Source organism: Paenibacillus sp. 1182 (genome assembly GCF_017833915.1).
In the GTDB taxonomy this organism is placed as follows: Bacteria; Bacillota; Bacilli; order Paenibacillales; family Paenibacillaceae; genus Paenibacillus; species Paenibacillus polymyxa_D.
Map to the genome: position 1 here is coordinate 21899 of NZ_JAFICR010000006.1, position 14143 is coordinate 36041.

Annotated in this window: 12 protein-coding genes; 9 read left to right on the forward strand and 3 right to left on the reverse strand. The window is 47.6% G+C overall.

Features of this window, described 5'->3' with window-relative positions:
• Window positions 1-11: 11 nt before the first annotated feature.
• Window positions 12-2273, reverse strand: coding sequence for an AraC family transcriptional regulator (locus JOD82_RS13620; protein ID WP_209949471.1), 2262 nt, complete (start codon window positions 2271-2273; stop codon window positions 12-14).
• A gap of 266 nt (window positions 2274-2539) precedes the next feature.
• Here JOD82_RS13620 and JOD82_RS13625 point away from each other — a divergent pair, with 266 nt between their 5' ends.
• Together JOD82_RS13625 and map are read left to right on the forward strand one after the other, a co-directional pair.
• Window positions 2540-3259: a TetR/AcrR family transcriptional regulator gene (locus tag JOD82_RS13625; RefSeq protein ID WP_209949473.1), complete on the forward strand. Its 720-nt coding sequence runs from the start codon at window positions 2540-2542 to the stop codon at window positions 3257-3259.
• A gap of 26 nt (window positions 3260-3285) precedes the next feature.
• Entirely contained in the window at window positions 3286-4032 is a 747-nt protein-coding gene (map, locus tag JOD82_RS13630; protein ID WP_029515388.1) for a type I methionyl aminopeptidase, read from the forward strand.
• A gap of 262 nt (window positions 4033-4294) precedes the next feature.
• Here the strand turns inward: map and exlX are convergent, their stop codons facing one another.
• Window positions 4295-5008, reverse strand: a complete 714-nt coding sequence (exlX, locus tag JOD82_RS13635) for an expansin ExlX (protein ID WP_209949474.1) — start codon at window positions 5006-5008, stop codon at window positions 4295-4297.
• Between the two features lie 478 nt (window positions 5009-5486).
• Here exlX and JOD82_RS13640 point away from each other — a divergent pair, with 478 nt between their 5' ends.
• On the forward strand, window positions 5487-6203 hold the full coding sequence (locus JOD82_RS13640) for a metal-dependent hydrolase (protein ID WP_209949476.1): 717 nt from the start codon (window positions 5487-5489) through the stop codon (window positions 6201-6203).
• Between the two features lie 98 nt (window positions 6204-6301).
• On the opposite strand, the gene JOD82_RS13645 is transcribed toward JOD82_RS13640, so the two are convergent.
• Window positions 6302-7381, reverse strand: a complete 1080-nt coding sequence (locus JOD82_RS13645; protein ID WP_069010446.1) for a M42 family metallopeptidase — start codon at window positions 7379-7381, stop codon at window positions 6302-6304.
• 185 nt (window positions 7382-7566) lie between these two features.
• Here JOD82_RS13645 and spoVAC point away from each other — a divergent pair, with 185 nt between their 5' ends.
• The 6 genes from spoVAC (at window position 7567) to JOD82_RS13675 (ending at window position 14078) form a co-directional block, all read left to right on the forward strand.
• Complete coding sequence (gene spoVAC, locus JOD82_RS13650) at window positions 7567-8073, forward strand: stage V sporulation protein AC (RefSeq protein ID WP_029515384.1); 507 nt, start codon at window positions 7567-7569, stop codon at window positions 8071-8073.
• Complete coding sequence (spoVAD, locus tag JOD82_RS13655) at window positions 8070-9092, forward strand: stage V sporulation protein AD (RefSeq protein ID WP_029515383.1); 1023 nt, start codon at window positions 8070-8072, stop codon at window positions 9090-9092. Before spoVAC ends, spoVAD begins: the two co-directional genes overlap by 4 nt.
• On the forward strand, window positions 9089-9445 hold the full coding sequence (spoVAE, locus tag JOD82_RS13660) for a stage V sporulation protein AE (protein WP_013311204.1): 357 nt from the start codon (window positions 9089-9091) through the stop codon (window positions 9443-9445). The genes spoVAD and spoVAE overlap by 4 nt, the downstream gene beginning before the upstream one ends.
• 215 nt (window positions 9446-9660) lie before the next feature.
• Window positions 9661-10620 (forward strand): AAA family ATPase, encoded by a 960-nt coding sequence (locus JOD82_RS13665; RefSeq protein WP_165148948.1) that lies wholly within the window; start codon window positions 9661-9663, stop codon window positions 10618-10620.
• A gap of 3 nt (window positions 10621-10623) precedes the next feature.
• Entirely contained in the window at window positions 10624-11871 is a 1248-nt protein-coding gene (locus JOD82_RS13670; RefSeq protein ID WP_209949478.1) for a DUF58 domain-containing protein, read from the forward strand.
• On the forward strand, window positions 11868-14078 hold the full coding sequence (locus JOD82_RS13675; RefSeq protein ID WP_209949480.1) for a transglutaminase TgpA family protein: 2211 nt from the start codon (window positions 11868-11870) through the stop codon (window positions 14076-14078). The genes JOD82_RS13670 and JOD82_RS13675 overlap by 4 nt, the downstream gene beginning before the upstream one ends.
• Window positions 14079-14143: the final 65 nt, after the last annotated feature.

Sequence of the window (14143 nt, forward strand, 5' to 3'; positions counted from 1 at the left end):
TGTCAGTTTACTTATTGCGCATTTGCTCTAGAACGGCGAAAATCTGTCGGTGTTACGCCCAAGCTACGTTTGAACATGCGATGGAAATAAGAGCTGCTCGCAAATCCGGTTTGTTCTGCTACGTCAGCCACGGACCAGTCGGTCTGTTCCAGTAATTCACAGGCCTTGCGAATACGGAGTTGTTGGATGACGTCCACGATAGTAGACATGGTCTGTTGCTTATATAGCCTGCTGACATAGATCGGCGACATATCCAGCTCTTCCGCAATCTGATTGAGACAAAAATTGGGATCCATATAGGTTTGCTCCAATCGTTCATTAATTTGCCGCACCAATCGTTCCTGTTTCGTGTTTCGTTTTTCCGATAGACTGGAGCGAATATGATCAAAGACTAATTGATAATGATCAATTAGGTTTTCAGCGGTCTCTAACCGATCTGCGGATGGTAATTCAGGTTTAGATTCTATAGCAAATCCATTGAGCTCACTGATATGCCGAACAGCATTATTCACACTCATGATGAGCCGGGATATCGCCTCTCGAACAGAGGGAAACGGATATTTTTCCATATGCATCAATAATTCTTTGATCATACTGTGTGCATCCTCCGTATGACCAGACAGTAGCATATCCAGCATTTTTTTCTCTTTATCGGCTGGATATACGTAAGTATTTTGGATATCTTCATCTGTAGTGTTTTGCGCATTAATAATGCAGCCATGTCCCTGAAAAAATCGGTGCATAGATGCGTTTTGTACCTGGCGGTACAGCAAATGTAGCCGTTCTGGTTGACTCGTGATGGCACTGTAAGTCAGTGAAACGCTCAGCTTCAAATATTCAAAGCAAGCTTCGCGTATTTGGCGTAATAAAGTTTCTAGTAGTACAGTGTCTGTATGTTCTGCGGGATCGAGAATGTTAAGCATCAGCAGTACACTGTCCTCATCCATATCAACAGTCTCCACCCGGTACGTCTGTCCGCATATTTCAGAAGCAATGTTCATAATTGCAAACTTATAGGGTAGCAGATCAGGTCCACGTTCGCTTTGCCATCGGGTATATTCATCTATGCGTAGCAGCACAAGGCGGTAGTCTTTGTCGAACTGGAACGTAATCCCAAGCTCGCGCAATCGTTCCGGTTCTTCACTGGCAGGGATATTTTGAATTCCCCGAATCACATTTCTTAAAATGTTTTGCCGGATCGTGTACATACTGTTTCGTTTCTCCGATTCCAGTGAATTCATATGCACAACGATTTGGCCAATAGGCGTATACAGCATTTTGGACAGCAGCCACGAAGCCACGAATCCTGCCAATGCAATGATGGCGGCTATCAGTAACATCGCATTACGAATAACACTCGCCATTTTGATAACGCTTTCATATGGTGTGACACTAATATACTGCCAACCTAGTCCGTCCGGGGAGGTGTAGGAAATGAGTGATCTTTTACCATGAAAGTCTTCTACAAAATAGCCTGTTTCTTGTTTTTTGACTCTCGTATGCAACCATAGCTGCTCTTTTTCGTTCAAAGTTTCGTCTGTCAATGTTGTACCAGACAACAGCCTGCCCTGATCGTCTAAAATATAAGCGGTCCCGCCTGAGATTGGATTCGCCGCCATTTCCTTGTTCATCCAGGCCGCCGACACATTCACAATCACAGCCGAATTTATCGCTTCGTTCGAGTTAATTGCGTCATAACATAAATACGTATAGGCTGCGATATCTGGGCTTGCTTGCTCTACTCCAGCTCTGGAGTCTGAGGCAGTCAGCAGCGGATACGTGCGTGGAATAGGCGTAAAGGGTTTATAGTCCTGATAATGATCCAGTACGCGAATGATATCTGTATCAGCCAGTTCATGTTTGCTGAATAACCCGTTTTGACCTTGTGAAGACGCAATGTAGAAGGTGCCGCTTTTAGGGTTAAACACGTAGATGGATTCGATATACGGCATGGAGTTAAGATAATTGTTCAATTCGGTCATGGCAGCGGTTACATCATATACATTAGGTTTGGGATAATACAACAACTTGGATAGGGTACTGCTGCGATACATTTGGAATGCCAACGATTGAGCGATAGATGTCATGTTAATAACCTCTCTGCTTCTCAACGTCAAGCTGTTGTGATTGGCCTCGAATGCCTGCTCCTTTTCCACACGAATATAGTAAAAATAATACACAGTGGTGGATACCAGCAACGTTAGCGTAATACATAACGTAATGCTGACCAGCAATTTGCTGTGAAGCTTATGATGCTTTTTGAAATTGCTCATTTGAACAGGCCTCCTGTCTGTGTGCACGTAGCTGTAAAGTACACCCTATTTATGTATTCATTATACGTGTGATCTTGTGAACAGGACAGTGAACAAACCGATTCTTTGTGAAAAATAATGATTTTTCGTTAAGTAGCTAACCCGTTGGTCAAGTACCGATTTCTAGGTTGAGCCGGAAATCCTCCAGCTAATCTCTTGTTATTTGCATGCCAATGCTTTATATTGACATAATAGTAGGTCAAAAATAAAAGAGGTGAACGGACGAGATGAGTCCACGCACGAAGGAACAAAACGAAGAGATTCGACTGCGGCGTCTGGAGCAAATCCGGAAAGCCGCTGCCGATGTATTTTTGAATAAGGGGCCTTTACTGGAAATCCGCGATGTGGCCGCGCAGGCGGGACTCGGCTATGGCACGGTATACCATTATTACAGCAATAAGGGCAATTTGCTCTACGATCTGCTATGGGATGCGTTGGAGCGGGCCGGGGGATGGCTGGAGGCCTCGTTAGAGGCTCCGCTGAAGGTTCCGCCGGAGGTCCCGCACGTTTCGGCTTCGGGGGAGGAGCCGGCGGGCGGGCATTTTGGCTTGGCTGATGCGGCGGACACTGGGATCTCGGCTGCCGCAGAGCTTAGCCCCGTTGCCGCTGCCAGCGTCCGGCTGCTGCAGCTTTGGGCGGAGGACCACGCCCTGTACCTGCTGAATAAGCTGGCCGGTGAGGGCTTTGCCTCGCTACCTGAAGCGCGCTCGGCCCCGCTCTCGGCCGCCTTTCGCCGGGAGGTGCTCGCGCCGTTTGCCGCGCTGCTGGAAACCGGGTGTGTGGCGGGCGGGTCTACCGCTTCCGGCGAAAACGCGACGGAGCCGTCGTATCGGCTACAACGCGCGGAAATGCTGCTGGCCGCTTTGGTCGGTTGCGCCGCGCTTTCGCTTCGCCGCGGAAAGCTGCACGAGGAGGCCAGGGATATCGTCCGACTTTTAAAATTATAGAATGGATAAGGAGCGAACAAACAAAGATGATTATTTTAAAATCACCTAGGGAAATCGAAGAGATGAAGCCGGCGAGCCAAATCGTTGCGGACTGCTACCGCGAGGTGGCCAAACTGATCGAGCCTGGGATCACCACCCGGGAAATCAATGACTTTGTTGCCAGACACATCACCAAGCTGGGCGGCAAGCAGTTTACGAAAGGGTACAACGGTTTCCCCGCCGAAACCTGCATTTCGGTCAATGATGTGGTGGCTCACGGCATTCCTTCGAACCAGATGCTTATGGACGGCGACTTGCTGAAGCTCGACATCGTCGTGGAATACGGCGGATGGTTCGGCGATTCGTGCTGGTGCTATGCGGTGGGCAATATCCGGCCGGAGGCGCAAAAATTAATGAAGGTGACAAAGGAATGCTTGGATCTGGGGATCGCCCGGGCCCTCCCTGGGGGCCGGCTCGGCGACATAACGTCGGCGATTCAACAGCATGCGGAAGCGAACGGGTTTTCGCTCGTACGCGATCTGCTGGCCCACGGGATCGGACGGAGCCTGCATGAGGAGCCGAGCTACGAGCATATCGGCGTAGCCGGCAAAGGCATTCGGTTAAAGGAAGGCATGGTGTTTACGATTGAACCGATGGTCAACGAAGGTACGTTTCGTATCACGATCGACGACGATCAGTGGACGGCGAGGACGGCCGACGGCAAGTTGTCAGCGCAATATGAGCATACGATCGCAGTCACGCCGGACGGACCGCTGATTTTAACGGCCCAGTAAGAATAAAGGCGAACGGACGGGAATGCGTCATTTCAGGAAATAAGTCGCCAACCCGGCCTGTTTGGCCTGACGAAAGTTCGTAATCCGAAACCACGAAAAAGCGCTGGACCTACCTGGATCAGCGCTTTTTTTGCCTGGTTTGAAACTTTTACCGATTTACGGAAAACCGTTTCCCCGGGGAAAATGGCCTAGAAGTAAAACACTCCCATTAGCCTAGGGGATCGATCCTGAAATAACGTAAGCAAAGAGAGGCAGTACTTCATCAGTCTGGAAATTGAACGTTACCTTTAACGATATAGGCTTGGCCTGTGCCATTTTCCGCTAGAGCTGGGATGGTATCGTTGAGCACGGCACCACGAATGTCCGTAATCCTTATTTTCAGAGGCTGTTTTCCTAAGTTGGTACCCAAAAAGTGGTTGTAATCCTGTTTTTCGAGATTGAGCCATTGTCCGTTTTGTTGGACTTCCATCTTCAAGACCGGATATTTATGATTGCGTACTTGAATGGCTGCCCACCATTGGCTGCTGCCTTCTTTAATACGGTAGGAGACATTGCCGCTAACAGGAGCTTTGACAACTTTCCACGAAATATTAATTTTTCCGTCTAATTGATTGCCAATCAGGTTGAACGCGTTCGGGGACAGATCGAGTGCGCCACTTGGACCTTCGGGGTAAAGATCAGTTACATATACGGTTGTTTTCCCTTTGGGACCTTGAACTTCCAAATAGGCTCCGGCTAATGCAGCTTTGATTCCGTTATAATTCAGTTGTGTGCGGTTAAGCGCTGTGATTTTGGCATCCGAAGGGATGGGATCAAGTAGTAATGCCCCTCCAGAGTAACCTGATCCCGTATATGTGGCGTAGCCTGTGTATGTATCATTCCAAGCAGCTGAAGCGGGAAGGGCGAATAATACAAGACTTAACAACGATGTCAGACCGAGGGTTTTGAACTTTCGGAACGTCGATTTTTTTTGCATAATCATTTCCTCCTTATTCATTTAATAGATTCATATAGTAAATATAAACACTATATTACCTAATATTTCAAATTGTACAATAGGACTTTAAGGCAAAAAGAAAATATTGAAGATGTTTGTCAACTTACTCATAGGCCATATGTCTTGTTTTTTTGAATATGGTTGAACAGTGCTCTTTTTCGCAGAAAGTTTGCAGGGCAGCCGATAAGTTCAGGAAGATGTATCCTTATAACACAGGACAGGGCTGACTGGAGAGTAAGGACAGAGGAGGGGGTTAATAATAAGGACGAATGTCTTCTATGCACCGCCAGTAAAATACTTTAGAGCGATTAAACTAGGACTTTTGAATGAAGTCTTTTAAATAGAATAAGCGAACTATTGTTCTCCTTTTGTTTGTCGTATACAATCGAATCATGCTGATTCAAATGGAGTGATGTTGAACTCTGTTGTATGCTGCAACGAAAGGATGTTTTGCACCATGATGGGAAGAGCCCATTTGATTATTGGAACCGGGGTCTCCCTGTCGGTATTAGCTCTAAGTGGATACGAAGTGACCCCGGCTGCCGTGGCAGCTGCTGTGGTCGGTTCACTGTTGCCGGATATTGACGAGCCTAACTCCATGCTCGTGAGCCGTGCGCTGCCAACCAAAATGCTTAGATTCGTACAGCTTCTAATGATTGGGGCTGCTGGTTGGGTATTTTTCACCCGTTTGGCTCCGCCGCCATGGAATCTTGTTCTGGCTTTGCTGATGATTAGTGCTTCTTTTATGCCTTCACGATCCATGCGCAAGGTTATTATCTTTCTAATTGGTATCGGCCTCGCCTGGTATGGAGAATCATATGCACCGTGGAATTATATCGCTGGGTGTCTGCTGATCATTTGTACGCTAGTCCCACACCGGGGGTTAACTCATACGGTATACGGGACAGTCGCATGGACTGCGCTGCTTTATGGTACAACACGTTTGCACGGTGACAGCATATGGCTGGCTGGAGGTATGGCGTACTTGCTGCATTTACTGGCAGATTCCTTGACGAATAATGGAATTAAACCTTTGCCGCCGTTCAAATGGAAGCTGCGATTTAAATTGATGAGTACCGGAACCCGGAAGGGAGCTAAGGTAGAAAACGTCTGCATTGCTCTAACTGCTGTACTTGTAGTGATTGCTTTGCTTCGTTATAAGCATTTGATTTGAAATGTTCTATCTTTTGTTTCTATTAAATTAAAAAAACAGTCAATGCACGTTGTACGTGTCTTGACTGTTTTTTATAGATAGCGATTCTCTATTACACCTTAAGCTCGTTCAATAATGGTATTCAGCGTTGTACGATCCAGGTTTTGAACCAGCTTGATGATCAGCTCTTTGGCTGCATCATAATCATCAGTGTGAATAATAGACGAGGAAGTATGGATGTATCGTCCACAGATGCCTATGACGGTGGATGGCACGCCAATTCCGCTCAAGTGCACTTGGCCTGCATCGGTTCCCCCTGTGGAGATGAAATATTGATACTTGATTTTGTGAGTTTCCGCCATGTCTTGCACGTATTCCACAATCCCGCGGTGTGTAATCATACCCGGATCAAATACCCGCAGCAGTGCGCCTTTACCGAGGTGTCCGTAAGCATTCGGGTCACCGCCCATATCATTGGCTGCACTGCAATCCAGTGCAAAGAAAATATCGGGCTGAATCAGATTGGCCGCTGTGCGTGCACCGCGCAGTCCTACTTCCTCCTGAACAGTGGCCCCCGCATACAATGTATTGGGAAGCTTGTCTTTTTCTTTATGTAACGCTTCAAGCAGTTCAATAGCCAAGCCTACACCGTAGCGGTTATCCCACGCTTTAGCCATGATTTTTTTAGGATTTGCCAGTGGTGTGAAATCACAGATTGGCGCTATGGCTGTTCCTGGTACGATCCCCAGATCCTGAGCTTCCTGTCTGCTGTCTACGCCAATATCCAGATACATATGCTTGATGTCCATAGGTTTACTGCGTTGCGATTCATCCAGCAAATGAGGCGAGATAGAGCCAACTACACCGATAACTGGGCCTTTTGGAGTCAATACTTGAAGACGTTGTGACATGATGGCTTGACTCCACCAGCCTCCAACCGGCTGAAAACGAATCATTCCATTTTCCGTAATACCATTCACGATAAAACCGACTTCATCCAGATGGCCTGCCACCATTACACGTGGTCCACTCTCTTGACCGCGTAGCACCCCAAAAAGACTGCCCAATCGATCTTGCACGATTTCATCGGTATAGCCGGATATCCGTTCCTTAACCCATGCCCGTAACTCTCGCTCATGCCCAGGAATGGAAGGAAACTCCGTTAAGGTTTTAAACAATTCCAATGTTTTTGATTCCATGATGTATACCTCACTCCTTATTAATTAACCAGTGGTCGTCATGTATTTAGTATGAATGGATTTGTACGGAATGTCCACGATATCATTTTCCTGACATAACATTTCTCCAAAAAGCTCATAATGAAAAAGACCCAAGCAATTCGAACCGCCAAGCGCGAAAACTTACAGATAAGGGGTGGTGAATGATGCCAGCTAAATCCGGGCAGCGCGGTTTTCGTACCAATACGTCGCCGCTGTCCATAAATGAGAAGGACTATCAGAATATTTCACAAAAGCATGAGCCCTCGAGAAAAGTATTTGCCAATTGTGTGCGCGCTTTTCTGGTTGGAGGCGGGATCTGTGTGATTGGACAGGCGATTCAGGAGGCTTTTATGGCAGGGATGCACATATCAGCCAAGGAGGCCGCCCCGCCGACCTCATCTATGATGATCTTGCTGGCGGTCATATTAACCTGTATCGGGGTTTACGATAAGGTTGCCCAATGGGCGGGAGCGGGAACCGCTGTGCCAATTACAGGCTTTGCTAACTCCATGTGTTCGGCTGCATTGGAATATCGTTCTGAGGGGCTGGTGCTCGGAGTGGGCGCGAATATGTTCAAACTGGCAGGCTCGGTTGTCGTATTCGGGGTGGTGGCTGCATTTATCATAGGCGTTATATATGCCATCCTTGGTGTAGGAGGCAATCACTTATGAGAAGACAGGGAGGACAAACCTGGAAGTTTGAATCGAGACCACGCATCATTGGAAGTGCCACTGTTGTGGGCCCGGATGAAGGAGAGGGGCCGTTGTCCACAGATTTTGATTATATTTATGACAATATAGAAATCAACGAGAAAACGTGGGAAAAAGCGGAACGTAGATTGATTGAGCACTCTACAGAGCTGGCGCTAATTAATGCCAATTTGAACAAAGAAGAAGTGCAGTTTTTTATTAGTGGTGATCTGATGAATCAGATTGTCAGTAGCTCCTTCTCGGCTAGCAAGCTGGCCATTCCCTATTTGGGTGTTTTTGGAGCATGCTCAACATCCATGGAAAGCTTAGCCTTAGCCGCACTTATTGTGGACTCAGAGGCCGGTGACTACGTGATGGCGGGTACGACTAGCCATAATTGTACTGTGGAAAAACAATTCCGCTATCCTAATGAATACGGATCGCAGAAGCCTCCTACGGCTCAGTATACTGTTACCGGTTCCGGCGCCGCAATAGTGGGCCATGCCAAGTCAGGGACGGTGGTGGATTGTGCTACCATTGGACGTGTAATGGACATGGGCATTAAAGACCCCTTTAATATGGGTGGAGCCATGGCTCCCGCGGCTGCGGATACGCTGTTGTCTCATTTTCGAGATACTGGCCGTGACCCTAGTTACTATGACCTCATTGTAACGGGCGATTTAGCCTCTGTGGGGCTGCCGATTGCCAAGGAGTTGCTCAAAAAAGATGGGTTTGATATGAATCAGACGGAATTTAATGATTGCGGTTTACTGATTTACGACATTAATAAGCAAAAGAAAGTCATTTCAGGAGGCAGTGGTTGTGGCTGCTCGGCTGTTGTAACCTACGGGCATTTGTTGAAGCGGATCGAAAAAGGAGAGCTACAAAAGGTACTGGTGGTGGCGACTGGAGCGTTATTATCTCCTTTGACTACACAGCAGGGTGAGAGCATTCCTTGTGTTGCACATGCTGTAGCTTTTGAGGCGGGAGGAACAGTATGATATTTCTATGGGCTTTTTTAGTGGGTGGTGCCATTTGTGTCGTGGGCCAATTGATGATGGATGTGTTCAAAATGACGCCGGCACATACGATGAGTACGTTGGTAGTTGCAGGTGCAATTGCTGATGCTGTTGGGATATACGATCCGCTTATTAAATTTGCAGGGGCGGGTGCGACCATTCCAATTACCAGTTTTGGTAACTCACTTGTACACGGCGCATTAACCGAATTGGAGAAGGACGGATGGTTGGGTGTCATTACAGGGATTTTTAGTCTGACAAGTGCAGGGATTTCCTCTGCGATTATTTTCTCTTTTCTGGCATGCTTGTTTGTTCGTCCAAAAGGAAGCATATAAAAGCAGCGTACTTTAGATTTGACATCGTAAGATAAATAATTGTATACATGTGCCCTTCGGATCTAATGACCGAAGGGTTTTTAATTGTTCTGCACATGAGAGATCGAAAGAAGGATGGAGTTTGAATAATATGGGCAGGGGGTTAAGTGTACTCTGTGCCTACCTTCATGTACAATAATAGGAAACAGGTTGCTATCTAGGAGGTTTACAGAGCTATGCCCGTACGTCAAGAATCTGTGCAGATTGTATCTGCAATCCGTTCTAATCTGGAATCATGTATATTAGGTAAATCCTTTGAAATAAAATTACTGCTTACGGCTATGCTGGCGGGTGGACACATTCTGATCGAGGATGTTCCGGGTACGGGAAAAACGCAAATGATCAAGGCTCTTGCCAAATCCATGCGCGGTGATTACCGCCGTGTTCAATGTAATCCTGATATTCTCCCGAGTGATATTACAGGGGTATCCATATTTCATCCACGGGACGAGCGTTTTTATTTCCGTCCGGGTCCTGTGATGACTAATATTTTGCTGGCGGATGAAATTAACCGAGCGACGACGAAAACCCAGTCAGCTCTGCTGGAGGTTATGGAGGAACGCAGTGTGACGGTGGATGGGGACACTCATATGTTGCCTCATCCTTTTATGTTGTGTGCGACACAAAACCCGATTGATTTTGAAGGTACTTATATGCTGCCGGAAGCACAGTTAGATCGTTTTATGCTCAAAATCAGCTTGGGTTATCCTGATATGGAGACGGAGCGAAACATGCTGCTCCATCATCAGGCAGGCCAGCCAGCAGATCGTCTGGAGGCTGTAGCTCATATGGAGCAGATTGCTGACATCCAGCAGGAAATTAGAGGGATTTATATGGACAAAGCAGTGACGTCCTATTTACTTGATATCGTACGTGCGACAAGAGAACATCCATCTGTGCTGCTGGGAGCTAGCCCCCGGGCGGCGCTTGCTTTTGTAATGGCTGCGAAGGCATACGCTTTTCTGGACAACCGTGACTATGTGCTGCCTGATGATGTGAAGGCGCTGGCACCTTATGTGCTAACGCATCGTTTGTTGCTGCGTCCCGAGGCGCGCCTGGATAGTTCCAATGCCCAGTCCGTGCTGGAGGCTGTCCTTCGGCACGTACATGTACCCGTACGAATGGAGCGTCCTTAGGGAATGAATATGGTCAAAAGGAAGCGCAGGCTTCCCCGGCTGTCAGGCCGCATCTGGCTTCTGATGGTCATATGGGTGGTGTGCCTGCTATATTTGTTGTTTCAGGGCGGCAAGACGTCGGTCATGCTGTTGTCTATGGTTACGCTGTTAATCGTTTATTTATGGATCGTTGGTCTGAGCGGAGTTCGCCGTGTGCAAGGCTCCCGGCAGCTTTCGCAAGGCTCGGAGTTTGGAGAACTGCTGCATGCAGGAGATCAAGTGCATGTAAAGCTGAGCCTCAGCATTCCTGGATTTCTTCCGTTACCCTATGTCATTGTCCGTGAGGTCCTTAAGCGACATACAGGTGAGTCCTGGTCGTTTGAGGATAGTGTCATTCCCAGTCTAAAAGGGGGCGGTCAGCTTACATTTCAGACTCCCGCTTTAGAGCGAGGAAGCTATCACTTTGAGGAAACGGAATGTGTGAGTGAGGACATCTTCGGTCTGTTGGAGCACAAAGGCAGCTTGAACGCACGCGGTGAATTTCGGGTTCTGCCCCGAACGGTATTCATTCCGTATTGGCAGATGAATGACCGTCGCTCAAGGATGTCTGGACCGCAGACTGTTCAAACTCGAACGCGGCGTGAAACGACACAAATTAACGGTGTACGGGATTATGTATATGGAGATCGGTTTTCGCGCATCCACTGGAATGCGACGGCGCGTACAGGTAGCTGGAAATCCAAGGAATTTGAGCATGAGACCGTTCCTAAAACGATGCTTGTGCTGGACGTACACATGAAGCATTATGTGAACGCCGAACAGTTTGAGCTAGCTGTATCCTCTACCGCTTCATTGCTGGAATATGGTGGACGGGAGCGAATGGGGGTTGGATTGTGCACAGCTGGAGAGAAAGGCACCGTCTTTCAACCAAGTGAGCAGACAATGGAACGACAACGAATGATGCATCACTTGGTAGACATACACACCACTTCACAAGGTAGCTTGAAATCCGCTGTAGAAAGCAGTGTGCGCCAGTTTCCGCAAGGCTGTTATTTTATACTGATTAGTCCGCTGAAGGATTATCAGGCGATGGAGCTTCTTCGCTGGGCCGATACCCGGGGGATGACTCCGTGCCACGTTTATATCGGAGAAGGTTCTGCTGAGGGAGAAGTTGAAGAATGGATGAGCATGCTTCGTGCAAGGGGAATTAAGGGCTACGATGTTGAGAGCCTTGAAGAGCTCCCGGCTGTAATGGGGGGAGGGACACTATGAAGAGCTGGTTACAATCGTTAAAGGGTTCCTGGGTCCCCGCTTTTACATTTTTATGGATTATTATTATTGCCATGCAATGGGTTTCTTTTGCTTCCGAATTATGGTTGGAAGAGACAAGAGCACTCGTACTAATGACCATTACAATGCTGGCTCTGGTGAAGATTGTACTACCAGTTCGTCCCTGGATTGAATTTATTGTTAAGGCGGCGGCGCTGTTTTTTATTTTGTATCGGACATTGGTGTCTTATTCAATCATTATCCCCTTCGGAGGGGTAGCCAATCGCCTGGACCAGTTTATTTCCAATATGTCACCTTATATTTGGTTTTCCCTCATTGCTTGGCTAGTTATTGAAATGGTGCCGCTCATCGTTACAACGAAGCAGCGGATTCTTGTTTTTGTGGGTATTAACATTGCCGCGCTGGCAGTACTTGATTCCTTCACGCCAACTGTGCTGTGGGAGGAGGTTGCTTGGATCGTCTTTGCTGGTATGGGTTGGCTGGTGACACAGCATCTGCAGTATTTTCGGCAGCATTATCCTCAAGGATGGAAGCATATTCGGCGCTATCCATATAAAATAGCAGCCAATATTGCGGTCATTTTTGCGCTCATTATTATGGCTGGTGTCAATATGCCCGAGGTACAGCCCGCTTTGACGGATCCCTATACAGCGTGGACCCAGAGAAATAGCTCAACTACCGCCGGGATCAACAATGGATCTGGGGCACTGGATCAGCGGATGAACACTGCATCGGGTTATAGTCGCCAGGATAATCGGTTGGGGGGAGGTTTTAATTTTGACTATTCTCCTGTCATGACCATCACGACCACTCAACGAAGCTATTGGCGGGGGGAAACGAAACGAACCTATTCCGGTACAGGCTGGAGTGACAAGGGCAACGATGATCAAACGTTAAATGATGTTCCAATGACCGCAGAGCTTGAAAACACACAAGAAACGCGGCATTCGACTGAGCAGGTCGTTCAGACCATTACGATGCAAAACGACCAAAGCTATCCTGTTCTATTTGGCGCTTATTCGGTGCAGCGTGTTCAATCGGTGGACAGAGATTCACGGGCAGACGGGTTACGTTGGAAGCCGGAACAGGCGGAACTGCTTTGGAATCCATCCTCCCGAAGAACTGCTTATCCTAAAACGTATACTCTGGTATCGCATGTCCCTGTGATCCCTGAGAAAGAGCTACGCACAAAAACTTTTAATGAGTTGTACGGAAAAAACAAACAGGAAGCCTATCTACAAATTCCAGATGAGTTGCCACAGCGGGTTCGTGATTTGGCTCAGAACGTAACGTCAACGGCGAAAACGCCATATGAAAAAGTCGGATTACTACAGCAGTATTTGCAGCAAAATTATGCATATACGAACAATCCGGATCTCTCACGGAAAAGAAGCAGAGATTTTGTGGATGCCTTTCTGTTTGAGATTCGGGAGGGCTATTGCGATTATTATTCCACCTCATTAGTCATGATGGCTCGCTCCGTTGGGGTTCCGGCCCGTTGGGTTAAAGGGTATGCACCTGGTCAGCAGACGTTTTCAGATGATGCAACAACGGATGAAGGTGACGAAAATATGTCCTCTTACTCCGTGACAAATGCGGATGCTCATTCCTGGGCGGAAGTATATTTAGGTGAATACGGTTGGGTTCCTGTAGAAGCAACTCCTGGCTTTGATATGCCGCTGCTTACGGAACAGGAGGATTCAAAGACTCCAGAAGCCCCAGAGGTTAAAGATCAGTCTGAACCGGAACAGCCTGAGCAGACCCCGCAGACTAATCCGGAGGAAGCTTCAAAGATTCATCCTGTAATTATAGGTTCTGCTGCTGCAATTCTGCTGTTGTGGGCTGCTTATGTCGTCTGGCGTAATCGGGCAGACCTTCACTTTTACCTGCTGCGTTTACGCAGAGGTAAGCCGTTGACTCCGGATGAAAAGGTGGTCGTCGAAACTGAGCACTGGTTAAGGTACATGCGAAGAAGGGGATTTGTCCGCGCCAGTCACGAAACACTGAGGGAATCAGTTGATAGATGGTCGCTAGAAGTACCGGAACAGGCTTCAATTTTACATCAGCTGCTTGGACGATTTGAACAGGCGCGTTATAGTCCCTCATCCGTAACCGCAGAAGATTGGCATATGGTTCGCAAGCAAGCCTCTCTGTTACACAAAGAAGGCTGGATAAAACGTCTATTTTAGTCTTTAGCTATATATTTAGTGAAAAAGCTGTCCGTTTGTTGCGGATAGCTTTTTACTAAGCCATA